Origin of the sequence: Sphingopyxis sp. CCNWLW2 (genome assembly GCF_037095755.1) — a bacterium.
Lineage (GTDB): Bacteria > Pseudomonadota > Alphaproteobacteria > Sphingomonadales > Sphingomonadaceae > Sphingopyxis.
The window spans coordinates 401,986-424,284 of record NZ_JBAWKJ010000001.1; the positions used below are offsets into that span (position 1 = coordinate 401,986).

The following is a 22,299-nucleotide window of genomic DNA, read 5'->3' on the forward strand; positions in this document are numbered from 1 at the left end:
CTCCATCCACCACGGATGGAGCCCTTTTTCATGGGAGCGCATGCGATGATCGACCTTCGGATGGCGGGCCCCGCGCTCGCGATGCTGATCCTGACGACGGGATGCAGCCGCACCGACAATGAGCCGGGTCCCGGCGGCGTGACCGTCAGCGAGGCGAAGGCGCTCGACGATGCCGCCGAAATGCTCGAAAGCCGCGACAGCGCCGCGCCGGCCGAGCCGGGCAAGGCGGTGGACGACACGGCAAAGGCCGACAAATTGCGCCTTCCCCTCGCCGCACCGAGCGGATAGGTTGAGCGCGCCCCGCGACTGGCGCTGAAGATGGAATCCCATCGGGAAGCGGGGCCGGCCGGCAGGCTGTCTTGAGCCGCGCGCCTGGGTGATCCATCGCCAGCGCAAGGACATCCGCATGACCGATACGCCCGCCACCACGCCCGGCACCACCGTCGTCTTCCTGCTCTTTCCCGGTATCACCCAGCTCGATTTCACCGCGCCCGCGCAGGCGCTATCGCGCATGCCCGGTGCCAGGCTCGCGGGCGCCGCGGCCAACCTCGATCCGATTATGACCGACAGCGGCTTTGCGATCGTGCCGACGCATGATTTCGCGGACGCGCCACAGGCCGACATTCTCTGCATCCCCGGTGGCCATGGCGTCGCCGACGCATTGGGCGACCCCGCGACGATAGATTTCATCGTGCGACAGGCGGCGGGCGCCGAGTGGGTGACGAGCGTCTGCACCGGCGCCTTTCTGCTCGGTCGCGCCGGGCTGCTCGACGGCAAGCGCGCGACGACGCACTGGGGCTATACCCATCTGCTGCCGCTCGTCGGTGCCGAGCCGGTGAAGGCGCGTGTCGTCGAGGACGGGAATGTCGTGACCAGCGGCGGCGTCACCTCGGGGCTCGATTTCGCGCTGACTCTGATCGCCCGGCTGCGCGGCGACGCGGTCGCACAGGCGATCCAGCTCGCGATCGAATATGATCCCGCGCCGCCCTTCCCCGGCGGCCATCCCGACCGCGCGCCCAAGGCGATCACCGCGGGATTGAAAGAGCATGTCTATGACGCCGCCGCGGCGCGGATGGAGGCGGCGCTGACGGGCGGCTAGCGGCAGCCCGCGAGCGCGATTTCGTAAAGTTTCGGCCAATATTTGCCGGTGACGAACAGGCGCTTCGTTTTCGCGTCCCAGGCAATGCCGTTGAGCACGCTGTCGGTCCCGCTGACACCCGCATCGGCCTTGAGCCCCGTCAGGTCGACGAGCGAGACGACGTTGCCGGTCGCGGGATCGATGCGGACGATGAAGTCGGTCATCCACACATTCGCCCAGATCTGGCCGTCGATCGTCTCCAGCTCGTTGATCATCGAGATCGGCCGGCCGCCGAAGCGCACCGTGACGCGCCTCTGCTCCTTCATCGTCGCGGGATCGAAGAAGCGGAGTTCGGTCGTGCCGTCGCTGAGCACCAGACTGCCGTCGACCATCGTCAAGCCCCAGCCCTCGCCTTCATATTTGAAGGTGCCGACGCGTTTCAGATCCTTGATCGACCAGCGATTGCCGACGCCGCCCTGCCAGGTCACGCCGATGATCTGGTCGCCCCAGCGCGTGATGCCCTCACCGAACTGGTCCGACGGCAGCTTTGTCTGCGCCAGCGCCTTGCCGGTCTTGAGGTCGAGCCGTGCCACGCGCGACTGACCATATTGGCCGGTGGCCTCATAAAGATGCCCCTCGTCCCAGAAGAGCCCCTGGGTGAAGCTGGTCGCGTTGTGCGGGAAGGTTTCGACGATGCGGTATCCGCAGCGTTCGATCGGCGCCGACGCGGGCGTTGCCGCGGCCGGAGGATCGGCGAGCAGGGCGAGAGCGAGGACGAAGATCATCGCTGCCTAGCTATGCGCGTCCCCGTAAGCTGGCAATGGTCTCCTCCCCTATTTCGTCACCCCGGACTTGATCCGGGGTGACGATGAGTGGGGCGGCACGAAAAAAGGGCCGGAGGATTTCTCCCCCGGCCCTCTTTTTCTTTGGCTGAGTTGCCGAACGGTTTGGACTTAGAAGTCCATGCCGCCCATGCCGCCCATGCCGCCGCCGCCCATGGGCATGGCGGGCTTGTCGTCGGGCGTTTCGGCAATGCCGGCTTCGGTCGTGATGAGCAGACCGGCAACCGAGGCGGCGTCCTGCAGCGCGGTGCGGACGACCTTGGTCGGGTCGATGACACCGGCCTTGACCAGGTCTTCATAGACGTCGGTCGAGGCGTTGAAGCCGAAGTTGCTGTCGTTCTGGTCGAACAGCTTGCCCGCGACGACACCGCCGTCGAAGCCTGCGTTTTCGGCGATCTGGCGAACCGGAGCCTGCAGCGCGCGACGGATGATGTCGATGCCGCGGGTCTGGTCTTCGTTGACGCCCGACATGCCGTCGAGAGCCTTCGTCGCGTACAGAAGCGCCGTACCGCCGCCGGGGACGATGCCTTCTTCGACCGCAGCGCGGGTCGCGTGGAGGGCGTCGTCGACGCGATCCTTGCGTTCCTTCACTTCGACTTCCGAAGCGCCGCCGACCTTGATCACGGCAACACCGCCGGCGAGCTTCGCCAGACGTTCCTGCAGCTTTTCCTTGTCGTAGTCGCTGGTCGTCGTTTCGATCTGCGCGCGGATCTGTTCGACGCGGCCCTTGATCGCATCATGGTCGCCAGCACCATCGACGATGGTGGTGTTGTCCTTGTCGATCGTGACGCGCTTCGCCTGGCCGAGCATGTTCAGCGTGACCGACTCAAGCTTGATGCCCAGGTCTTCGCTGATCATTTCACCGGCGGTGAGGATCGCGATGTCCTGCAGCATCGCCTTGCGGCGATCGCCGAAGCCCGGCGCCTTGACGGCCGCGACCTTGAGGCCGCCGCGCAGGCGGTTGACCACCAGCGTGGCGAGCGCTTCGCCTTCGATGTCTTCGGCGATGATGAGGAGCGGACGGCCCGACTGCACCACGGCTTCGAGGATCGGAAGCATCGACTGGAGGTTCGACAGCTTCTTTTCGAAGATCAGGATGTACGGATCCGAAAGCTCGACGAGCATCTTTTCGGGGTTGGTGATGAAGTAGGGCGACAGGTAACCGCGGTCGAACTGCATGCCTTCGACGACGTCGAGTTCGAAATCGAGGCCCTTGGCTTCCTCGACGGTGATCACGCCTTCCTTGCCGACCTTTTCCATGGCTTCGGCGATCTTGTCGCCGACTTCCTTGTCGCCATTGGCCGAGATGATGCCGACCTGGGCGATTTCAGCGGTGCCCGAAACGGGCTTCGACTGTGCCTTGATCGTTTCGACGACCTTGCCGACCGCGAGGTCGATGCCGCGCTTCAGGTCCATCGGGTTCATGCCGGCGGCAACCGACTTCATGCCTTCGCGCACGATCGCCTGGGCGAGAACGGTCGCGGTGGTGGTGCCGTCGCCGGCCTTGTCGTTCGCCTTCGATGCGACTTCGCGCAGCATCTGGGCACCCATATTCTCGAACTTGTCCTTGAGTTCGATTTCCTTGGCGACGGTGACGCCGTCCTTGGTGATGCGGGGCGCGCCGAAGCTCTTGTCGATCACGACGTTACGGCCCTTGGGACCGAGGGTCACCTTCACCGCGTCGGCGAGGGTGTCGACGCCGCGCAGGATGCGCTCACGCGCGTCGCGGCTGAATTTTACGTCTTTAGCAGCCATGTGCTTGTTCCTTCAAAAAAGGCGCAGAAAACTGCGCAACTTTACACTGAATTCGATGAAATCGCTCAGGCGATGACGCCGAGGATGTCCGATTCCTTCATGATCAGCAGCTCTTCGCCGTCGACCTTGACTTCGGTGCCCGACCATTTGCCGAACAGGATGCGGTCGCCCGCCTTGACGTCGAGCGGGGTCACCTTGCCGTCATCGGCGCGGGTGCCGGTGCCGACCGAGACGACTTCGCCTTCCTGCGGCTTTTCCTTGGCGGTGTCGGGGATGATGATGCCGCCAGCCGTCTTTTCTTCGGCTTCGATACGGCGAACAAGCACGCGGTCGTGCAGCGGACGAAATTGCATGGAAATCCCTCCAGAGATGGAAATGATGTCGTTTAGCACTCACAGGACGCGAGTGCTAACAGTCGGCCATATGGGTGGGAGTCAGATAGGCGTCAAGCGCAGGGGTACAAGATTCTCGCGAAGTTTTTGCGTCAGGCCGGAAGCAGGCCGAGGCGCGCGCGCATCCGCCACCTCAGCAGCAGCACTGCCGAGACCACCACGAGGCCGACCGCGAGACCGATCCACACGCCGACGCCGGCGAGCGGGGTCCAGAAGCCGAGATAGATGGCAGTGCCATAACCCGCGATCCAGTAACCGCAGATCGCGATGATCATCGGCGTGCGCGTATCCTGCAATCCGCGCAGCACGCCCGCGGCCACCGCCTGCGCGCCGTCGAAGAGCTGGAAGGCGGCGGCGACGACGAGGAACTGCATCGCGAAACCGACGAGCGCGGCGTTGCGCGCGGCATCGACGTCGACATAGATCGACAGCACGAGCGACGGGAAAAGCCACATGATGAGCGCGGTCAGCCCCATGAAGCCGATGCCGAGCACCAGCGACGCCTGCCCCGCATGCGCGATACCGCTATGGTCGCGCGCGCCGTAAGCCAGGCCGACGCGGATCGTCGCCGCCTGCGCGACACCGAAAGGGATCTGGAAGGCGAGCGCCGCGACCTGAAGCGCGATCGTGTGCCCGGCGAGTTCGGTCTCGCCGATGCGGCCCATCAGGAAGGCGGCGCCAGTGAACAGCCCCGCCTCGGCCAGAATCGTCAGGCTGATCGGGGTGCCGATGCGCAGCATCTCGAAAAAGCGCGTCCATTCGGACCGCCACCAGTTGCCGAACAGATGATAGCGCCGCAGCCGCCGATCGCTCTGGATGACGACGACATAGGCGATCAGCATCAGGAAACTGGTCATCACGCTCGAGATCGCCGAGCCGTGGAGGCCGAGCGCGGGCATGCCGAGGTGGCCGAAGACGAGCACCCAGTTGCCGAGCGCATTGACGAACAGCGCGCCGAAAGTGATCGCGGTCGCGATCGTCGGGCGGCCGAGCGCCGAGACGAAGATGCGGAGCACCGCCGCCGCGATCATCGGGAACATGCCCCACATCAGGATCAGCAGGAAGCCCGCGGCACGCGCCGAGGTTTCGGCCGGCTGCCCCGTCGCAAGCATGATCGGCCCGCCCGCGGCGCAGATGCCCATGAAGAGGAGCGAAACCAGCGCGCTGAGCCACAGCGCCATGCGCACGGTCCGCCGCACCTCGCGCACCGCATGCTTGCGGCGCCCGAGTTCAGCGGCGATCAGCGGCGCCGATGCGCCGACGAGACCCGACCCGGTCCACAGCAGGAGTCCGAAGATCGCGACACCGAGCGACGAGGCGGCGAGCGCGGCGTCGCCGAGCCGCGCCACGAAAATCACGTCGATCGCGTGGACGAGCATTTGCAACAGGTTCGCCGCCGCCAGCGGCACGGCAAGCGCCAGCGTCGCGCGAAATTCGGCGCGGAGGCTCGGCGGTGTTTCCGCGGTCAGAGGGGCGGCCTGATGCAGCATAGCCGGCCCGGATAGGCGCACGAATGTTACGGTTCAAGTGCGGCGCGGCGACGGCGGGTTATTTGGTGCCTGGGGGGGTGGCAGAATGGCAACAGCGATGCGGAGATTGGATCCTCCCTGTGCCGTAGGCATGGGGAGGTGGCAGCGCGAAGCGCTGACGGAGGGGTTATGGCGCGACCCCTCCACCGCTCGCTGCGCGAGAGTGCTGGGTCGTCCAGTCCCCCGGACTGGACTTGAATTGCCGGGGGCAATTCAACCCTGCACTCCCCCTCCCCATCGCTTCGCGACAGGGGGATCTATGAGTTCATCCCTGCCACATCCCAGCCATCTCGACCGCGAACGCGATGAAGGTCAGCGTCAGCCCGACGACGAACAGCCGGTACGCATGGGCAAGATAGCGATATTTGCGCCGCGCCAGCACAACGCCATTCTGGTAGGTATCGCGCAGCATCGTCTCGTACAGATCTTCCTCGGTGCGCAGCCGCGCCTTTACCGCGTCGATGAATTCATCCTCATCCATCTGGGCGAAACGGCCGAAGAAGAGGATATTGCTGTGATCCTTGCCGTCCTTGTAAACCACGGGCGGCGCCTTGCCGACGCGCGGCAGCACCGCCGACACCGCAAGTAACGCCGACAGGAAGGAAAAGGTCGCGAGGATTGCGAGCGGCATCGCCAGCGCGCCGCCACCCGAGCGCGCCTGCCCGATCGCGAGCGTGAAGACGACGAAGGTCGCGCCCATCAGGATCGACGCCTTTTGGTCGGCCATCTGCGACAATTGCATCGTGATCTGCTGGTTGGTGCGCACGAGATGCACCGCGTTCGGCGGGAAGGAAATCGCCGGCCGACCCTGCGATGTCGTTGAATCTGCGCTGTCCATGCCAAGCTGCCCCTGCTGGCGACCCGCCACAGCGATGCCACGAAGTCCCGCCAGCGGCAAGATGCTGCCCTGTTCCCGCCGCATTCGCTTGCCAATCGGGAGCCTTCGCGGCATGCCGCACGCAACTTTATTCCTCTATGGGACGCACCACATGAGCACCGCCCTGCGCGACCAGATTTTCGGCCTGATTGCCCCTTTCAACAAGAAGGGTGTCGAACTGACCGACGCCACGACTTTTGCCGGGGACCTCGAATGGGACAGCCTGACGGTGATGGATTTCGTCGCCGAGGTCGAAGACACATTCGACATCATCATCAGCATGAACATGCAGGCCGAAATCGAAAATGTCGGCCAGCTGGTCGCCGCGGTCGAGAAGCTGCAGGGCTAAATCTTTTTCCCCGTTCGTGTCGAGCGAAGTCGAGACACCCATCGGGACAGCGTAAGTTCGAGGGGCATCTCGACTTCGCTCGATGCGAACGGATTTTGGACGTTTGATATGACCGATCTTTTCTCGAAATTCGACCCGCTGATCCAGCAGCGCGAGCAGCTGCTCGCGACCGGGGTCACCGATCCGTATAATCTGGTGATGGAAAAGGTGATCTCGCCGACCGTCGCGATCTGCAACGGGCGCGAGACGATCCTGCTCGGCACCTATAATTATATGGGCATGACCTTCGACGAGGACGTCATCGCCGCGGGCAAGGATGCGCTCGACAAGTTCGGCAGCGGCACCACCGGCAGCCGCGTCCTCAACGGCACCTATCAGGGCCACAAGGAGTGCGAGGACGCGCTCAAGGAATTTTACGCCATGGATCATGCCATGGTGTTTTCGACCGGCTATCAGGCGAATCTCGGCATCATTTCGACGATCGCGGGCAAGGGCGACTATGTCATCCTCGACATCGACAGCCATGCGTCGATCTATGACGGCTGCGCGATGGGCAATGCCGAAATCGTCGCCTTTCGCCACAATGACGTCGAAGCGCTCGAAAAGCGGCTGAAGCGTCTGCCCCCCGAAGCGGGCAAGCTCGTCGTGCTCGAAGGCGTCTATTCGATGCTCGGCGACGTCGCGCCGCTGAAAGAGATGATCCGCGTCTCGAAGGAAGCCGGCGCGATGGTGCTGGTCGACGAGGCGCACTCGATGGGCTTCATCGGCGAGAATGGCCGCGGCGTCGCCGAGGCGCAGGGCGTGCTCGACGATGTCGATTTCGTCATCGGCACCTTTTCGAAGAGCGTCGGCACCGTCGGCGGTTTCTGCGTGTCGAACCATCCGAAGTTCGAAATCCTGCGGCTCGTCTGCCGCCCCTATGTGTTCACCGCTTCGTTGCCGCCGAGCGTCGTCGCGACCGCCGCGACGAGCATCCGCAAGCTGATGCACGGGTCGAACAAGCGCGCGCACCTGTGGGAAAATTCGAAGGTTTTGCACAAGGGGCTGCGCGACCTCGGTTTCCAGCTCGGCACCGAAGAGCCGCAGTCGGCGATCATCGCGGTGATCATGCCCGACCTCGAACAGGGCGCGATGATGTGGGAAGCGCTGCTCGAGGAAGGGCTGTACGTCAATCTCGCGCGCCCGCCCGCGACCCCCGCGGGCATGACCTTGCTGCGCTGCTCGCTCTGCGCCGAACATAGTATCGAGCAGGTTGGTGAAATCCTCGGCCGGTTCGAACGCGCCGGCCAGCGCGTCGGCATTATCGGTTGAACCGAGCCTGCGCGCCGACCAGCGGATTCCTTTTCGGGGCGAGTTGAAGCGGTGTTAAGTTAACCGAGGCTTCGGTGCTTTGCGGTGCCGCGCTTGTCCGGTAAGAGAAACACGTGTTCGAGCGGGATGGCGATAGCGAAAATGACGGCCGGCGGGAGCGTGTACGCTTCTGGCTGACGATCGTCCTCGGTGCGATCCTGACCGGTGTGGTCGGGGCGCTCGTGCTGCTGCTCGCGCGCGCCAATGACAATTACGATCGTTCGCTCGGCTGGCAGGCGCAAAGCCTGGAAGTCATTTCGCAAACGCGGTCGGTCGACGCCGCGATCGCGCGCGCCGAGGCGTCGCTCGGCCGCTTCGCGGTCGGGCTGCAAAAAGAGGACGGGCGCGTCTATGAATATCAGTGGGGACGCGCGCGGCAGTTCCTCGCGCAATTGCGGCGCAACGTCCGCGACAATCCGAAACAGATGGCGCTGGTCGAACAGCTGACGCGCGAAATGGACAGCCGCGGGGCGCAGCTCGGCGACGCGGCGCTCAGCGCCAACTATAACCAGACCGTCGCGGCCATTTCGAAATATTACGCCGCCGGTAAAGGTCAGGGCGTCAGCCAGATCGACAAGCTGCTCAGCGAAATCATCGCGAACGAACGCGCATTGCTGTACGAGCGCAACCGGCTTGCCGTGGCCGATCGCGCCAGCCTCAACCAGGCGATCCTGCTCTTTTCGCTACTGGGGGCGAGCGCCGCGGTCATCGCGATCGGCGCGACCTTCTCGTTGCTCCGCGCCGAAGGCGAACGGCGGCTCGCGCGGAACGAGCAGCTTTTCGAAAGCGACCGCGCCGCGCAGCTCGAGGCGGCGGTCAACGAACGCACCGCGGAACTGGCGCACGCGAACGATGCGCTGCGCGACGAGATGATCGAGCGCGAAGCCGCCGAGGCGCAGCTGCGCCAGGCGCAAAAAATGGAAGCGGTCGGCCAGCTGACCGGCGGCATTGCGCATGATTTCAACAATATGCTCGCCGTCGTCGTCGGCGGGCTCGAGCTGGCGCAACGATCCCCCGCAAAAGCGTCGCGCCACCTCGCCAACGCGCTCGACGGCGCCAATCGCGCCGCCGACCTGACGCGCCGGCTATTGACCTTTGCCCGGTCGGAACCCGCGCGGCCCGAGATGGTCGCGGTCGACGAGTGCATCACGAGCTTTGCCGAGCTGATCGAACGCACGATCGGCGACCGCATCGCGCTGACGCTCGACCTGCAGGCGCCGAGCCGTGCCTGCTGGGTCGACCGGCAGCAATTCGAAAATGCGCTGCTCAACCTCGCGGTCAATGCGCGCGACGCGATGAACAGCCATGGTTCGCTGACGATCCAGACGCTCGACGATGGCGAAGGCAAAGCGCTCGCGGTGCGGGTGATCGACACCGGCTGCGGCATGTCGCCCGAAGTGCTCGAACGCGTGTTCGATCCCTTTTACACGACCAAGCCCGCGGGCCAGGGCACCGGTCTAGGCATGAGTCAGGTCTTCGCCTTCTGCCGCCAGTCGGGCGGCGAAGTGCAGCTTTCGTCGACCGAGGGCGAAGGCACCAGCGTCGCGATGCTGCTGCCGATCGCCAAGCCGCAGGCCGATGCCGCCACCGAGGCGCTGCCCGGCGATGCCGACGACCCCGCGTCGCCCGCCGACGCGCTCAGCATCCTCATCGTCGAGGACGACGAACGCGTGCTCGCGGCGACGGTCGATGCGGTCAGCGAGCTGGGCCATAGCGTGGTCGCCTGCGGCAACCCGCTCGAGGCCGAAACGCTGGTCGAGCGGCGGCTGGCGGAGGGCGGGAGCGGCTTCGACCTGATCCTGTCCGACGTGTTGATGCCCCAGCTGACGGGCCCCGAAATGGTCGCGCAGCTGAAACAGCGCTGGCCCGACCTGTCGGTGCTGTTCGTCACCGGCTATGCCGGCGACGCGAGCGAGGACGCCAGCTTCGGCGACCATGATGTACTGCGCAAACCCTTCACCCTCACCGCGCTCGACCAGGCCATCCGTCGGCGCGGCGACGCGCGGGCGGCCGAAGGGCAAAGATTGGCAAGTTAGGGTTATCCGTCATCCCGGCGAAGGGTGTTCAGAGGCACGTGACTCTGAACACCCTTCGCCGGGATGACACATGGGTGTTACCGGATCGCGCCGCTCTTCATCAGGCGCGGCACCAACGTCAGCGCGGCGACGAGCGGCCAGCGGCGCTGCCACGGCTTGATCTCGATCTTCGTCCCCGCGTGGCGGTTGATCTTCCACGCCAGATAATCGATCCCGCCCGCGTAGGTCAGGCTGGCCTTGGCAAGCCGCGCGATGCTGAGCGCCTTGCCCTCCAGCCGCCGCCGCGCCCAGCCGCCGGCGCGCGCATCGGCCGGGATCGCGGCGATCGCGGGCAGGCTGAACCGCTCGTAGCGCGCAGCATCGGCGTCGACCACCGACTGTGCGCGGCTCGTGCGTTCGGCGCGCAGTTCGACCGAGTAAGTGAGCGAAAAGGCGCGCCGCCACCAGTCGAGCGGCGCTTCGCCATCGATGCGGCCCGCCGCGGCGAGCAGCGTCGGCGCCGCGCGCGCCACCGCCGCGACCGCCCGATCGCGCGCGGTATCGTCGACCGCCCAGACGAGGCGCGACGGCTGGGCAAAGCGCGCCCACACCGACACATTGCGCGTCTCCGCGCCGTTCAGCCGGTCGAAATCACCTTCGCTGAGCACCGCATATTTGGCGATCAGCCCGCCCGACTGAAACGGAAAGACGTTGGGCGGGATCAGGCGGTTGGCGGCGGCCATCCAGCGTTTGGGATAGGCGTCGCTATAGTCCGACACGATCAGGTAGAAATCGAGCATCAGCCCGTCGAGCTCGCTCTCGCGCAGGCAGCTGCCGTAAAACAGCACTGCGCGCGCGCTGCCGGGATATTGGGCGGCGATCGCCGCTGCCATCGCCGCGGCGCGCGGGTCGACGGGGGTCGCCAGTTCGGCGCGGACCAGATCGATCAGGTCGGACACGCGCGGAGGCTCAGGCGGCGAGGCGCAGGAACGGCACCGGCTGCGTCGAGGTCAGGATGATCGGCATGCCGTGCTTGGCCTGGAAGATTTCGCCGTCGAGGATGACGTTCGACCGCTCGCCCTCGATGCGGATCTCGTCGCCCTGCTGGAAATGCACGCCATCGAGCGGCTTTTGCCCCAATGTCCCGCGCCATGCCCCGCCGAGCATACGGAACATCGCCCCGACATTGCTGTCGGTGGCAAGCAGCTTCATATTCCCGTTGGTGCCGTGCGCTTCGCTCGTGCGGATGCTGAGCAGCAATTTCTCGAGCGTGGTGACGATCAGCAGCGAGAATTTGCCTTTGAACTCGCCCTGACGGATCAGCGACACGGTCATATTTTCGGGCTTGGGCGGCAGGCGGCCGCCGCCGATCCCGAAGATGATCGCGAACAGGCCGAGAATCGCCGCAAGGAAATGCGAAATGCCGTTGGGCAGGCCGAGCGGATAGATGCGGTTGCGGCAATAGAGCATCACGTCGGCCAGATAGGCGCCGCCGAGAAACATGCCGAGCACCGGCCGCGCTTCGCCGCCGCTGTCGAGCGAGATCAGCTGGCGTTCGATCACATGATCTTCGAGCCGGCCGCTCGCGACGAGTTCGAGCACGCGCTCCAGCGCCTTGATCGGATCGCCCTCGGCACCGAGGTCGAGCGCGATGAGGTTGGTCTTGCCGTTGGGAAGCACCGCGACCGGCGGCGGCGAGCCGCCGAAATGGTCGCCCGAATAAATTTCGGTCAGCGCGGCCTGCACCGTGCCGTCGCCGCCGTTGATCACGACGACGCGCGGGCCGACCATCGCCATGGTGCGAATGGCCTTTTCGATCTGGTCGACGTCCTCGACCTCATAATGAAAGATGTCGGGGTGCGCCGCGCAATATTCGCGAACCCGCGGCAACAGCGAGCGGTTGCCCGTGGAGCGTGGATTCGAAAGGAGCGCGACGCTTGCCATATATATTCAGAGCCTTATTCGACCGGATCGAAGGACAGTCCGTTGACATAGTTCAGCACGACCGGGACGCGCTTGGTGGCGCCGCCGACCGCAAAACTGACCGTTGCCAATTTGGGCTTCCGCTTGAAGATGAAGTCGCTGACCTTCATGTCGGGGTTGCCCGACAGGCCCGCGCCGTCGCTTCGGTCCGACTTGCCGTTGCCGTTCATGTCGTGCCGCACCGAAATGACATAGCTGCCCTGCTGCTTCACGGGCACGCAGACCGACATGGTGCCCGCGCGCGACACGGGAACGTCGACGCGTTCGAGCCATTTGCGCTTTTCCAGATAGCTGCTGTTCGCGCTGTAGATCTGCACGCGCAGCGTCCCGGTGCGCGCCTTGAAACCGCGCACGTCGACCTGGACGGCGGTGGCGTTGCTGTTGCAGAGGGCCGCGTTCGGGCCCAGCGCGGCACCCTGCGCCGCGACGGGCGCGATCAGCGCTCCGGCAGCCAGCAGTCCGGCGAGAAACATTTTCGACATGACCTCAAAACCTCCAGAGGCTATAGCCATCTCAGCAAGCACAAACGCGCACGCTGACACGGGTCCCTGTCGCCCTTGAATCGGCATATCGGAAACAACTGCGGCCAAATCATGGTGATGGGGCGACCAAAGATTGAATAAGCTTCCTGCCATCGACCGCTACATCGCGCGGCTCATCTTCTTTCCGATGCTCGGCACGCTCGTCCTGTCGGCGATGCTGCTGATTCTCGAAAAGATGATCCGCTTGTTCGAATTCGTCTCCGTCGAGGGCGGCCCGGTCAGCGTCGTGTGGCGCATGCTCGCGAACCTGATCCCCGAATATCTCTCGCTCGGCATCCCGATCGGGCTGATGCTGGGGATTCTCCTTGCTTTCCGAAAGCTTGCGACGTCGAGCGAGCTGGATGTCCTGAAGGGCGTGGGGATGAGCTTCGGGCGGCTGATGCGCGTGCCCTTCGCCTATGCGATCGCGCTCGCGGCGCTCAATCTGGCAATCGTCGGCTTCATCCAGCCCGTCGCGCGCTACGCCTATGAAGGTTTGCAGTTCGAATTGCGCTCGGGCGCGCTCGGTGCGTCGATCAAGGTCGGCGAGTTCACCAAATTGGGCGACCGCATGACGCTCAGGATCGAGGAAAGCTATAACGATGGGCGCAGTTTGCGCGGCATTTTCGTGCGCGGCGAGAATAAGGATGGGCAGCGCGTGTCGGCGACCGCGGCGCGCGGGCAGTTCCTGGCCACCGACGATCCGAACACGATCATCCTGCGCCTGTCGCAGGGCGTATTGATCCATGAATCGCCCAAATTCGCGGTGCCGCGCGTGCTGACCTTCGACAATCACGACTTGCCGATCCCGCTGCCCAAGATCGAGGCCTTCCGCCTGCGCGGCGGCGCCGACCGCGAAATGACGATCCCCGAGCTGTTCGTCGCGGGCAAGGACCAGAATTCGTCGGCGCAGACGCGGCTCGAATCGCGCGCGAATTTCCACTTCCGCATCGTCGAGGTGATGTCGATGTTCCTGATCCCGCTGATCGCGATCGCGCTCGCCATCCCGCCCAAAAGATCGACCTCGTCGCTCGGCGTCTTCCTGTCGATCGTGCTGCTGGTGACGCAGCACAAGATCAACCAATATGCCGAAGACATGGGCGCGCGCGGGGTGGTCGACCCGCTGATCGCGCTGTGGGTGCCCTATCTTTTGTTCGCGGCGCTCGCGATCTGGATGTATTATGTCGTCGCGCATGTCCCGGGCGGCCAGCCGATCGGGGCGCTCGAACGCGTCGCGGCCAAGGCGGGGCAGAAGATCCGCGCGATGCTCACGATGTTCCAGCGCAAGCAGCAGACCAACTGATGCACCAACTGCACTTTTTCCCGTCGCGGACGATGGCGCTCTATGTCGGCCGCCTTTTCCTCGTCCGCTCCTTCTCAATCCTCTTCGCGCTCGTGCTGATCCTCCAGACGCTCGACCTGCTCGGCGAAAGCGGCAAGATTCTCGCGGTCGCGGGCAACAGCGATTCGGACGTGTGGCGCTATGTCGGGATGCGGCTGCCGCAGATCATCGAGACTTTCCTGCCCTTTTCGGTGTTGCTCGGCACGATATTGACGATGGTGACGCTCAACCAGAACAGCGAGGTCATCGCGATGAAGGCGTCGGGCATGTCGGCGCATCAGGTGCTCGCGCCCTTGTTCCTCGCGGCCTTGCTCGTCGCGGGAATCAGCTTCGCGTTCAACGAACGCATCGTCACGCGATCGACCGCGGCGCTCAGCGCCTGGCAAAAGGTCGAATATAAGAAAGTGCCGAAGGACAGCGGCATACGCACCAACATCTGGGTCCGCGACGGCGACGACCTGATCAACGCCGCGACGGTCGATACCAGCGGCCCGGTGATCGTCCTCGGCTATGTGACGATCTATGAGCGCACCGGCGGCGTGCTGTCGTCGATGCTGTCGGCCGACAGCGCCCGCGCGCTTCCGGCCGGCGGCTGGGAACTGACCAATGCACGGCGCTTCCTGCGCCGCTCGGGCACGCTCGAACCGCTCGGCACGATCGTCGCGGCGAAGGATGTCCGCCCCGACCAGTTCACGCTGGCGCAGGTCGACGGCGACGAACTGCCCTTCCTGAAGCTGCAATCGGCGATCGCCGACCTCGAGGCCGCGGGGCGGCCGGTCGATGCGCTGAAGGGCGTGCTGTGGCACAAGATTTCGGGACCGCTGTCGGCGATATTGATGCCGCTGCTCGGCGCGGTCGCGGCGTTCGGCCTCGCGCGCTCGGGCAAGCTGTTCATCCGCGCGATCATCGGCATGGGGCTCGGCTTCGCCTATTTCGTCGCCGACAATTTCGCGCTCGCGATGGGCGATCTGGGCGCCTATTCGCCCTTCCTCGCAGCGTGGGGACCATTCATATTGTTCGCGCTGATCGGCGAGATGATTTTGATCCGGACCGAGGAATAGAGACGGTTTCGAGGAGAGCAGCCGATGAATTGGCGGCAAGAACTGACGTTAATTTGCCTGTCGATCCTTGCCGCGCGGGGCATATCGAAGTGGTTTGGGGACGGTGTTCTGATGGCTCTCGTGGGCGTCGGGCTTGCCGTTGTCATCGGATCCCGGGTCAGAGATTCCGTCTTATCGCAAAGGGCAAAAAAGGAGCGGGCAAGCCCGCAACCTTGAATATCAAGCTGCAGCGCCCTTTGCCGACCCCGCAACAAGGTTCATCACCAGCTTCGGCAGGCTGTCGTAATTCGCGCCATGATATTGCGAATCGGCGGGCAGCGCGTCCTTCAGACGGCGGTGCGCCTCGGCGAGCGAATGATAGGGAACGCCCGGCAGCAGATGGTGCAGCGCGTGATAGCGCAGCCCCACCGGCGCCCACAGTTCGGGCAGCAGCCCCGGCGGCGGCACGTTGACGCTGTCGAGGAACTGGCCGGTCACGGTCAACACCGCGCCGTCATTTTCCCACAGATGCGCGACGAGCGTGCGGATCTGGTTGAGCACCAGCGTCGCGGCGGCAATCGCGCCGAAGATCGCGAGCGCGCGCAGCGGCACCCAGCCGAAGACGCCCGCGGCGATCAGCAGGCTCGACCACGCCCAGGCGCCGCCTTCCTGCCACGCCCATTGACGGCGAAACTCGCCCTCGGGTGGCTTGCGGCGGAACATCGGGTTGATGATCATCCCCGAATAACGTTCGACGACGATCTTGCGCAGCGGCGGGATCAGGAACGACAGCGGGGTGAGCACCGCATAGCGGAAGACGAGCGCCACCGGCGCGAACGCCGCGGCGACGACGAACAGCGGCACCGTCCACGGCTTCATCAGCGCGAGCGGCAGATATTCGGGGTCCTCGACCGTGCCATATTTGGTGCGGTTATGGTGCAGGCTGTGGATGCCCTCGTACATGAACGACGGGATCAGCATCGGCACGCCGACGAGGATGTTCCAGCCAAGACGGAAACCCGGCAGCGCATTTTTGCGAATATGCGTCAGCTCGTGGATGAAGCTGCCCGCGCGGTAGAGCGCGACGACCGAAATCACCGCGGCGACCAGCATCCACGCGGTCGAGGGCGCCAAGATCGCCGCCGCGATGCCGGCGTAGCCGATAAAGGCCGAGGCCAGCATGTCGGTCCAATAGATACGCGCGCTCGGCTGCACGAGATCGCGCGTCAGCTCCGAAGCTGCGCGGATCATCGCCATATCGTCGGCGATCGCGGACTTTGGCGTTTTTTCGATCGACTTCGCAAACGGGGTCGCGATCCGATCGGCGGGGGGATTGATCGTCGTCATACGGGTGTCTTCACCATGATTTCGTGGCAGCAAAATGGCCGAATGCGGGTCGCCAGCGCCATTTCTATGCCCTAATGCGTCGCCACAAATATAGGACGCCCCTTTCAGGAAACCAGTATGAGCGGACATTCGGACGGCCCGATCACCATCCACGCGGTCAAGAACAAGGACGATTTGCGCGAGTTTGTCGAGCTCGCTTTTCGGCTCAATCGCGGCGATCCGGCATGGGTGCCGCCGCTGAAGGGCGAGGTGTATGGCCTGCTCACGCCCGGCAAGAATCCGTGGTTCGAGCATGGCAAGGCGCAATTCTTCCTCGCGCGGCGCAATGGCCGCACGATCGGGCGCATCTCGGCGCATATCGACACGCTCGCGCTCGCACAGCCCGCCGAACAGGGGATGGGCCCGGGCACCGGCAATTGGGGCCTGCTCGAAGCCGAAGACGAAGGGACGGCGCAGGCGCTGCTCGCCGCCGCCGAGGATTGGCTGCGCACGCAGGGCATGCACCGCTCATTGGGGCCGCTGTCGATTTCGATCTGGGACGAGCCCGGGCTGCTGATCGAGGGGTTCGACAACCGGCCGACGGTGATGATGGGGCACAATAGTCCGCTCTATCGCAGCTGGGTCGAGGGCGCCGGCTATCGGCCGGTGAAGCAGCTGCTGAATTACGACGTCGCGATCGACGACGGATTTCCGCCGATCGTCAACCGCATCGTCGCGGCGGGCGAGAAGAATGCGCGCATCCGCATCCGCAAGGTCAACAAGCGCCGCTTCGCCGCCGAGGCGGCGCTGATCATGGGGCTGCTCAACGACGCATGGTCCGACAATTGGGGCTTTGTCCCGCTGACCGACAGCGAGATCGCCTATGTCGGCAAGAAGCTGAAGGACATCGTCTTCGAGGACCTGATCCGCGTCGCCGAAGTCGACGGCGAGCCGGTTGCCTTTATGATCGTGCTGCCGAACATCAACCAGCTGCTGATCGACATGGACGGCTCGCTGCTGCCGTTCAACTGGGCGCGGCTGCTTTGGTGGCTGCGCAAACCGCAAAGCCATATCCTGCGCGTGCCGCTGATGGGCGTCGCAAAAAAGCTTCAGAACAGCCGCATGGCTAGCACCCTCGCCTTTATGATGATCGAATATATCCGCCGCGACGCGGTCGCCGATTATGGCACCAAGCGCGGCGATATCGGCTGGGTGCTCGACGACAATCAGGGGATGAACGCGGTCGCCGAGGCGATCGAGGCCAAGGTCAACCGCGTGTATCAGATCTACGACAAATCGCTCTGACACCGGGACAGCTTTGCGACAAATGCGGGCCATCGTGCGTTTGACGCACGGAAAGGCTTTGTCATGGCAGTCCAATATCTTGCCGCCAATCGCTTCGGCCTCGGCCGCCGCTTCGACGATCCGGCGATCGATGATCCGAAAGCCTGGCTGACGCGCCAGATCGGCGAATATGACCCCGCCCCCGCCGCGCTGGCGGGCCTCGCCGGACGCGACGCGATCGCCGCCGCCTATGTCGAATACCGCGAGGAGCGGCAGGCGATGCGCCGCGAAGCCGCCGATATGCCGATGAACGAGGAGGAAAAGGGCATGGACCCCGAACTCCGCCGCATGCTGCGCTCGGCGATCCGCCGTCATTATGTCGATGCAAGCGCCGCGCGCCTGTCTGCCGCGGTCGCAACGTCCACCCCCTTCCCCGAGCGGCTCGTCCATTTCTGGGCGAATCATTTCGCGGTGTCGGCGGACAAGCAGACTGTCATCGGCTTTGCGGGAAATTATGAGAATGAAGCGATCCGCCCGCATATCATGGGCAAATTCGCCGACCTCCTCATCAACGCGGTCCATCATCCCGCGATGCTGCTCTACCTCGATCAGGCGCAAAGCTTCGGTCCCGACAGCCCGTTCGCGACGCGCGTGCGAAACCGCGGCAAGCGGCAAGCGCCGGGGCTCAACGAGAATCTCGCGCGCGAGATATTGGAGTTGCACACGCTCGGGGTGCGCACGGGATATACGCAGGCCGACGTGACGGCGTTTGCGAAGGCGCTCACCGGCCTGACCGTCGCGGGCCTCGGGCGCGGCGCGGGGCAGCGGCTGATGCCCGCCGATGCCCGGCCCGGCGAGACGGTCTTCATCGACCGCCTCCACCAACCCGGCGCGCAGACGATCCTTGGCAAGCGGTACGACGATGCGGGTGCCCGGCAAGCCGAAGCCGTACTCCGCGACCTCGCCGTTCAGCCCGCGACCGCGAAACATATCGCCGCCAAGCTGGCGCGTCATTTCACCGGGGACGAACCCCCGGCGGCACTCGTCGACCGGCTGTCGGCCGACTTCCTCAAGACCGGCGGCGACCTTCCGTCTCTGTACCGCACGCTGATCGCCTCGCCCGAGCCGTGGGCGGCGGCGCCCGCGATGTTCAAATCGCCGTGGGATTGGACCGTGTCGATGCTGCGCGCACTCAAGGCGCCCGCGCTCGGCGAGCGGCAGAATATCGCCGCGATGTTCACCCAGCTCGGCCAGCCCGTGTGGCGCCCCGGATCGCCCGCGGGCTATGACGACAAGGTCGCGACCTGGGCGGGGTCGGCGGCGCTGATGCAGCGCGTCGAACTCGCAAGCCGGATCGCGGGACGGATCGGCGACCGCGCCGATGCCCGCATACTCGCGCCGCTCGTCCTCGCCGACGCGCTCACCCCCGAAACGCGCCAGGCGATCGCGCGCGCCGACAGCCCCGGACAGGGCATCGCGATGCTGTTCGCCAGCCCGGCCTTTTTGCGGAGATAGACGATGATCCTCTCACGCCGCTCGATCATAATGTCAGGGATCACCGTCGCCGCCGCGGGCGCGCTGCCCCGCTTTGCCTATGCCGCCGCGGGCACGCCGAAACGCCTCGTCTTCATCATCCAGCGCGGCGCCGCCGACGGGCTTGCGACCGTCGCGCCGACCGGCGATCCTGCCTTCGCCGCCGCACGGCGCGCGATGGCCGACGAGACCGTGGGCGGTGCGAAGCTCGACGCCATGTTCACGCTGCATCCGGCGCTCGTAGCAACCGCCGGGCTCTATACGGGCAAGCAGGCGCATTTCGCGCACGCCGTCGCGACGGGTTATCGCGACCGGTCGCATTTCGACGGGCAGAATATGCTCGAGGGTGGCGGGTCGCGGCCCTATGGGCGCGACACCGGCTGGGTCGGTCGGCTACTCACCCTGCTTCCCGCCTCCGAGCGCGATGCGATTGCGATCGCCCTCGCCGTGCCGCTCGCGCTGCGCGGGACGGTGCAGGTCGGGACCTATGCGCCGAGCCGCCTGCCGCAAGCCGACGCCGACCTGATCGCGCGGCTGACCGCGATGTATGCGAACGACCCGCTGCTCCATCCGCTGTGGGACAGCGCGGTGAAGACGCAGGAGCTGGCGAGCGATATCGGCGGCAACAATGGCCGCAACGGCTCCGACCTCGGCAAGCTCGCCGCCTCGCTGATGCTGCCCGCCGATGGCGCGCGGGTGATGATGGTCGAAACCGGCGGCTGGGACACGCACAGCGGCCAGCGCGGCCGGTTGGCGGCGCAATTGCGCGGGCTCGACCAGCTTGTTGGCGCGCTGCAAACCGGCCTCGGCCCGGCATGGAACGACACGCTCGTCATCGTCGCGACCGAATTCGGGCGAACGGTCGAGGTCAACGGCACCGGCGGCACCGACCATGGCACCGCATCGACCGCGATGCTGCTCGGCGGCGGATTGAACGAAGGCGGCAAGGTGTCGGCCGACTGGCCGGGCCTCGGCGCCGGTGCGCGTTACGAAGGCCGCGACCTCAAACCGACGCGCAGCCTTGAAAGCGTGATCGCCGCCGCGGTCGCGCATCATTATGCGCTCGACCCGAAACGGGTGATGGCGACGCTTTACCCCGACGTCTGAGCGTCAGTCGAGGATCGCCCAGGTCGGCGCGTGGTCGCTCGCCTTCTCACGGCCGCGGTGATCCTTGTCGACTCCGGCATCGACCAGCCGATCAGCGAGCGCGGGGCTCAGCAGCAAATGGTCGATGCGAAAGCCATGGTCGCGCTGCCAGCCGCCCGCCTGATAGTCCCAGAAGGTCCAGATGCCGCCCGCCGGATGGCGGCTGCGGAGCGCGTCGGTCCAGCCGTCGCCGAGCAGGCGGAACCAGGCATCGCGCGATTCGGGCTGCATCAGCGCGTCGGTCGCCATGACGCGCGGGTCCCACACATCGTCGTCGTGCGGGATGACGTTGTAATCGCCGGTCAGGATCGTCGGGATTTCGGAGGCGAGGAGAAACTTCGCGCGCTCGCGCAGCCGCGCCATCCAGCGCAGCTTATAATCGAATTTCGGCCCTGGCTGCGGGTTGCCGTTGGGAAGATAGATGCAACCGACGCGCAGGCCATGGACGTCGACCTCGAGATAGCGCGACTGCTCGTCCTCGGCCTCGCCCGCGAGCCCGCGCTGCGTTTCGACCGGCTGCGTCCCCTTCGCGAGGATCGCGACGCCGTTGAAGCCCTTTTGCCCGTGATAGAGGAAGCCGTAGCCCGCCGCCTCGATCTCCTTGGTCGGCATCGTCTCGTCGCTCGATTTCAGTTCCTGCAGGCAGGCGACATCGGGCTGCGTTTCCTCGAGCCATTCGACGAGGCGCGGCAAACGGGCCTTGATCCCGTTGATATTGAAGGTCGCGATTTTCATGCCGCACCTATGGCAGCAAGCACGCAGCTTAGAAAGGCGTCAGATCGAGAAGCTCGATCCGCAACCGCAGCCCGAGGCGGCGTTGGGATTTTCGACCTTGAACGACGATCCGCCAAGCGAATCGACGAAATCGACGATGCAGCCGCGTACCAGGTCGATACTGACCGGATCGACCACCAGCTTCACCCCGTCGGTTTCGGTGACGATGTCATCGGCATCGATTTCTTCGGCGAGGCCGAAGCGATAGGTGAAGCCCGAACAGCCGCCACCATCGACGGCGAGGCGCAATGCAGCCTCAGCCTCGCCCTTGCGATCGGCGATCCAGCGAACGCGCGCCGCGGCGGCGGGCGACAGGGTGATTTCGGAAAGCTGCGTGGCCATGATCGCTAGATAGGCGTCCTGTTCTCAAATAAAAAGGGCGCCTCGACGGTTAACCCGCCTGGCGCCCCTCCTCTCCGACCCAGGAAAGCTTGTTATTCGGGACCGCCCATCGCGACATTCTTACCGGTGATGGCGGCGATCGCCATCTGGTCCGAGCGAACGAACGGCATCGGATTGACCGGCGCGCCTTCGATACGGACTTCATAATGGAGGTGGTTGCCGGTCGAACGGCCGGTCGAGCCGACGAAACCGAGAACGTCGCCCTTTTTGACCGACTGGCCGGGGGTGACGACGTAAGAAGACATGTGGCCGTAGCGCGTCTGGATGGCGTTGCCATGCTCGACTTCGACATAATTGCCATAGCCGCCGAGGCGCTGGGCGCGGCCGACGATGCCGTCGGCGGTCGCGTAAATCGGGGTGCCGCGCGGCGCCGGGATGTCGATGCCATTGTGGCGGGCGACCTTGCCGGTGACGGGGTGGACGCGCATGCCGTACGACGACGACAGCGACATCTGGTCGATCGGGCGGCGCGACGGCACTGCAACGCCGATCGAAGCGGTCAGGCCGGTGTCGAGGCGCTTCCATGCCTGAAAGATTGCGCGGGCCTCGCTGTCTTCGCCGGTCGACGGAACGCCAGCAGTGAAGTTGTCGTCATCGGGTTCGTCGGGAGCGACAACGCCAGCGTCGGCGCTGGTTTCGGCAGCGTGGGCGGCCGGTGTGGCCAGTCCGAAACATGCTGCCGCGCAGAATATTGCGACTTGGTGCAACTTCTGCGCCAGAAGAGTGTTAATCAAAACGACGACCCCGCATCTGCCATGTCG

General features: G+C 65.1%; 22 protein-coding genes and 1 riboswitch. Of the genes, 10 read left to right on the forward strand and 12 right to left on the reverse strand.

Going from position 1 to position 22,299, the window contains the following annotated elements; all coding sequences use genetic code 11:
* Positions 1-45 precede the first annotated feature (45 nt).
* Both V8J55_RS01725 and V8J55_RS01730 read left to right on the forward strand, forming a co-directional pair.
* On the forward strand, positions 46-288 hold the full coding sequence (locus V8J55_RS01725; protein ID WP_152568068.1) for a hypothetical protein: 243 nt from the start codon (positions 46-48) through the stop codon (positions 286-288).
* A 4-nt stretch (positions 289-292) separates the two neighbouring features.
* Positions 293-385, forward strand: a riboswitch (ZMP/ZTP riboswitch).
* Positions 386-406: 21 nt separating this feature from the next.
* Positions 407-1,099, forward strand: coding sequence for a DJ-1/PfpI family protein (locus V8J55_RS01730; RefSeq protein ID WP_037514460.1), 693 nt, complete (start codon positions 407-409; stop codon positions 1,097-1,099).
* On the opposite strand, the gene V8J55_RS01735 is transcribed toward V8J55_RS01730, so the two are convergent.
* The 5 genes from V8J55_RS01735 to V8J55_RS01755 all read right to left on the reverse strand — a co-directional run bounded on the left by V8J55_RS01735 (position 1,096) and on the right by V8J55_RS01755 (position 6,434).
* Complete coding sequence (locus V8J55_RS01735; RefSeq protein WP_336444104.1) at positions 1,096-1,863, reverse strand: glutaminyl-peptide cyclotransferase; 768 nt, start codon at positions 1,861-1,863, stop codon at positions 1,096-1,098. The two genes, V8J55_RS01730 and V8J55_RS01735, sit on opposite strands and share 4 nt — an antisense overlap.
* A 168-nt stretch (positions 1,864-2,031) precedes the next feature.
* Complete coding sequence (groL, locus tag V8J55_RS01740) at positions 2,032-3,675, reverse strand: chaperonin GroEL (protein ID WP_336444105.1); 1,644 nt, start codon at positions 3,673-3,675, stop codon at positions 2,032-2,034.
* A 65-nt stretch (positions 3,676-3,740) separates the two neighbouring features.
* Positions 3,741-4,028 (reverse strand): co-chaperone GroES, encoded by a 288-nt coding sequence (gene groES, locus V8J55_RS01745; protein ID WP_037514464.1) that lies wholly within the window; start codon positions 4,026-4,028, stop codon positions 3,741-3,743.
* A gap of 131 nt (positions 4,029-4,159) precedes the next feature.
* Complete coding sequence (locus V8J55_RS01750) at positions 4,160-5,557, reverse strand: MATE family efflux transporter (RefSeq protein WP_336444106.1); 1,398 nt, start codon at positions 5,555-5,557, stop codon at positions 4,160-4,162.
* Positions 5,558-5,861: 304 nt separating this feature from the next.
* Entirely contained in the window at positions 5,862-6,434 is a 573-nt protein-coding gene (locus V8J55_RS01755) for a Pycsar system effector family protein (protein ID WP_443030808.1), read from the reverse strand.
* Positions 6,435-6,585: 151 nt separating this feature from the next.
* Here V8J55_RS01755 and V8J55_RS01760 point away from each other — a divergent pair, with 151 nt between their 5' ends.
* From V8J55_RS01760 to V8J55_RS01770, 3 genes are all read left to right on the forward strand, one after another.
* Positions 6,586-6,822 carry an acyl carrier protein gene (locus V8J55_RS01760; protein ID WP_037514465.1) on the forward strand — a complete coding sequence of 79 codons (237 nt, stop codon included), beginning with the start codon at positions 6,586-6,588 and terminating at the stop codon, positions 6,820-6,822.
* A gap of 108 nt (positions 6,823-6,930) precedes the next feature.
* Entirely contained in the window at positions 6,931-8,133 is a 1,203-nt protein-coding gene (gene spt / locus V8J55_RS01765) for a serine palmitoyltransferase (RefSeq protein ID WP_336444108.1), read from the forward strand.
* A gap of 113 nt (positions 8,134-8,246) precedes the next feature.
* Positions 8,247-10,208 (forward strand): ATP-binding protein, encoded by a 1,962-nt coding sequence (locus tag V8J55_RS01770; protein ID WP_336444109.1) that lies wholly within the window; start codon positions 8,247-8,249, stop codon positions 10,206-10,208.
* Between the two features lie 77 nt (positions 10,209-10,285).
* Here V8J55_RS01770 and V8J55_RS01775 read toward each other — a convergent pair whose 3' ends face one another.
* Genes V8J55_RS01775 through V8J55_RS01785 form a run of 3 tightly spaced genes read right to left on the reverse strand, consistent with a single transcriptional unit; the run spans position 10,286 to position 12,652 of the window.
* Positions 10,286-11,146 (reverse strand): hypothetical protein, encoded by an 861-nt coding sequence (locus V8J55_RS01775; RefSeq protein WP_037514468.1) that lies wholly within the window; start codon positions 11,144-11,146, stop codon positions 10,286-10,288.
* A gap of 10 nt (positions 11,147-11,156) precedes the next feature.
* Positions 11,157-12,131 carry a diacylglycerol/lipid kinase family protein gene (locus V8J55_RS01780; protein ID WP_037514470.1) on the reverse strand — a complete coding sequence of 325 codons (975 nt, stop codon included), beginning with the start codon at positions 12,129-12,131 and terminating at the stop codon, positions 11,157-11,159.
* 14 nt (positions 12,132-12,145) lie between these two features.
* Positions 12,146-12,652 carry a DUF2141 domain-containing protein gene (locus V8J55_RS01785; protein WP_336444110.1) on the reverse strand — a complete coding sequence of 169 codons (507 nt, stop codon included), beginning with the start codon at positions 12,650-12,652 and terminating at the stop codon, positions 12,146-12,148.
* A 133-nt stretch (positions 12,653-12,785) separates the two neighbouring features.
* On the opposite strand from V8J55_RS01785, the gene lptF reads away from it, so the two are divergent.
* Complete coding sequence (lptF, locus tag V8J55_RS01790) at positions 12,786-13,994, forward strand: LPS export ABC transporter permease LptF (RefSeq protein WP_336444111.1); 1,209 nt, start codon at positions 12,786-12,788, stop codon at positions 13,992-13,994.
* Positions 13,994-15,094: an LPS export ABC transporter permease LptG gene (gene lptG / locus V8J55_RS01795; protein ID WP_336444112.1), complete on the forward strand. Its 1,101-nt coding sequence runs from the start codon at positions 13,994-13,996 to the stop codon at positions 15,092-15,094. Before lptF ends, lptG begins: the two co-directional genes overlap by 1 nt.
* Positions 15,095-15,313: 219 nt before the next feature.
* Here lptG and V8J55_RS01800 read toward each other — a convergent pair whose 3' ends face one another.
* A complete protein-coding gene (locus V8J55_RS01800) occupies positions 15,314-16,420 on the reverse strand; it encodes a fatty acid desaturase family protein (RefSeq protein ID WP_336444113.1) in 1,107 nt (368 codons plus the stop codon).
* Between the two features lie 117 nt (positions 16,421-16,537).
* On the opposite strand from V8J55_RS01800, the gene V8J55_RS01805 reads away from it, so the two are divergent.
* The 3 genes from V8J55_RS01805 to V8J55_RS01815 all read left to right on the forward strand — a co-directional run bounded on the left by V8J55_RS01805 (position 16,538) and on the right by V8J55_RS01815 (position 20,323).
* Positions 16,538-17,704, forward strand: coding sequence for an N-acetyltransferase (locus tag V8J55_RS01805; RefSeq protein ID WP_336444114.1), 1,167 nt, complete (start codon positions 16,538-16,540; stop codon positions 17,702-17,704).
* A 63-nt stretch (positions 17,705-17,767) separates the two neighbouring features.
* Positions 17,768-19,198 (forward strand): DUF1800 domain-containing protein, encoded by a 1,431-nt coding sequence (locus V8J55_RS01810; RefSeq protein ID WP_336444115.1) that lies wholly within the window; start codon positions 17,768-17,770, stop codon positions 19,196-19,198.
* 3 nt (positions 19,199-19,201) lie between these two features.
* Positions 19,202-20,323: a DUF1501 domain-containing protein gene (locus V8J55_RS01815; protein ID WP_336444116.1), complete on the forward strand. Its 1,122-nt coding sequence runs from the start codon at positions 19,202-19,204 to the stop codon at positions 20,321-20,323.
* 3 nt (positions 20,324-20,326) lie between these two features.
* On the opposite strand, the gene xth is transcribed toward V8J55_RS01815, so the two are convergent.
* The 3 genes from xth to V8J55_RS01830 form a co-directional block, all read right to left on the reverse strand.
* Positions 20,327-21,097: an exodeoxyribonuclease III gene (xth, locus tag V8J55_RS01820; RefSeq protein WP_336444117.1), complete on the reverse strand. Its 771-nt coding sequence runs from the start codon at positions 21,095-21,097 to the stop codon at positions 20,327-20,329.
* A 39-nt stretch (positions 21,098-21,136) separates the two neighbouring features.
* On the reverse strand, positions 21,137-21,478 hold the full coding sequence (gene erpA, locus V8J55_RS01825; RefSeq protein ID WP_336444118.1) for an iron-sulfur cluster insertion protein ErpA: 342 nt from the start codon (positions 21,476-21,478) through the stop codon (positions 21,137-21,139).
* Between the two features lie 92 nt (positions 21,479-21,570).
* Positions 21,571-22,245: a M23 family metallopeptidase gene (locus V8J55_RS01830; protein ID WP_336444119.1), complete on the reverse strand. Its 675-nt coding sequence runs from the start codon at positions 22,243-22,245 to the stop codon at positions 21,571-21,573.
* Positions 22,246-22,299: the final 54 nt, after the last annotated feature.

Bases quoted from the DNA above. Each gene is read 5' to 3' on its own strand.
- V8J55_RS01755 (WP_443030808.1), bottom strand. From the start codon at position 6,434: ATGGACAGCGCAGATTCAACGACATCGCAGGGTCGGCCGGCGATTTCC.
- V8J55_RS01730 (WP_037514460.1), top strand. From the start codon at position 407: ATGACCGATACGCCCGCCACCACGCCCGGCACCACCGTCGTCTTCCTG.
- V8J55_RS01735 (WP_336444104.1), bottom strand. From the start codon at position 1,863: ATGATCTTCGTCCTCGCTCTCGCCCTGCTCGCCGATCCTCCGGCCGCG.
- V8J55_RS01785 (WP_336444110.1), bottom strand. From the start codon at position 12,652: ATGTCGAAAATGTTTCTCGCCGGACTGCTGGCTGCCGGAGCGCTGATC.
- V8J55_RS01725 (WP_152568068.1), top strand. From the start codon at position 46: ATGATCGACCTTCGGATGGCGGGCCCCGCGCTCGCGATGCTGATCCTG.
- V8J55_RS01805 (WP_336444114.1), top strand. From the start codon at position 16,538: ATGAGCGGACATTCGGACGGCCCGATCACCATCCACGCGGTCAAGAAC.
- V8J55_RS01810 (WP_336444115.1), top strand. From the start codon at position 17,768: ATGGCAGTCCAATATCTTGCCGCCAATCGCTTCGGCCTCGGCCGCCGC.
- groL (WP_336444105.1), bottom strand. From the start codon at position 3,675: ATGGCTGCTAAAGACGTAAAATTCAGCCGCGACGCGCGTGAGCGCATC.
- spt (WP_336444108.1), top strand. From the start codon at position 6,931: ATGACCGATCTTTTCTCGAAATTCGACCCGCTGATCCAGCAGCGCGAG.
- lptG (WP_336444112.1), top strand. From the start codon at position 13,994: ATGCACCAACTGCACTTTTTCCCGTCGCGGACGATGGCGCTCTATGTC.
- V8J55_RS01750 (WP_336444106.1), bottom strand. From the start codon at position 5,557: ATGCTGCATCAGGCCGCCCCTCTGACCGCGGAAACACCGCCGAGCCTC.
- V8J55_RS01815 (WP_336444116.1), top strand. From the start codon at position 19,202: ATGATCCTCTCACGCCGCTCGATCATAATGTCAGGGATCACCGTCGCC.
- V8J55_RS01800 (WP_336444113.1), bottom strand. From the start codon at position 16,420: ATGACGACGATCAATCCCCCCGCCGATCGGATCGCGACCCCGTTTGCG.
- erpA (WP_336444118.1), bottom strand. From the start codon at position 21,478: ATGGCCACGCAGCTTTCCGAAATCACCCTGTCGCCCGCCGCCGCGGCG.
- V8J55_RS01760 (WP_037514465.1), top strand. From the start codon at position 6,586: ATGAGCACCGCCCTGCGCGACCAGATTTTCGGCCTGATTGCCCCTTTC.
- V8J55_RS01780 (WP_037514470.1), bottom strand. From the start codon at position 12,131: ATGGCAAGCGTCGCGCTCCTTTCGAATCCACGCTCCACGGGCAACCGC.
- xth (WP_336444117.1), bottom strand. From the start codon at position 21,097: ATGAAAATCGCGACCTTCAATATCAACGGGATCAAGGCCCGTTTGCCG.
- groES (WP_037514464.1), bottom strand. From the start codon at position 4,028: ATGCAATTTCGTCCGCTGCACGACCGCGTGCTTGTTCGCCGTATCGAA.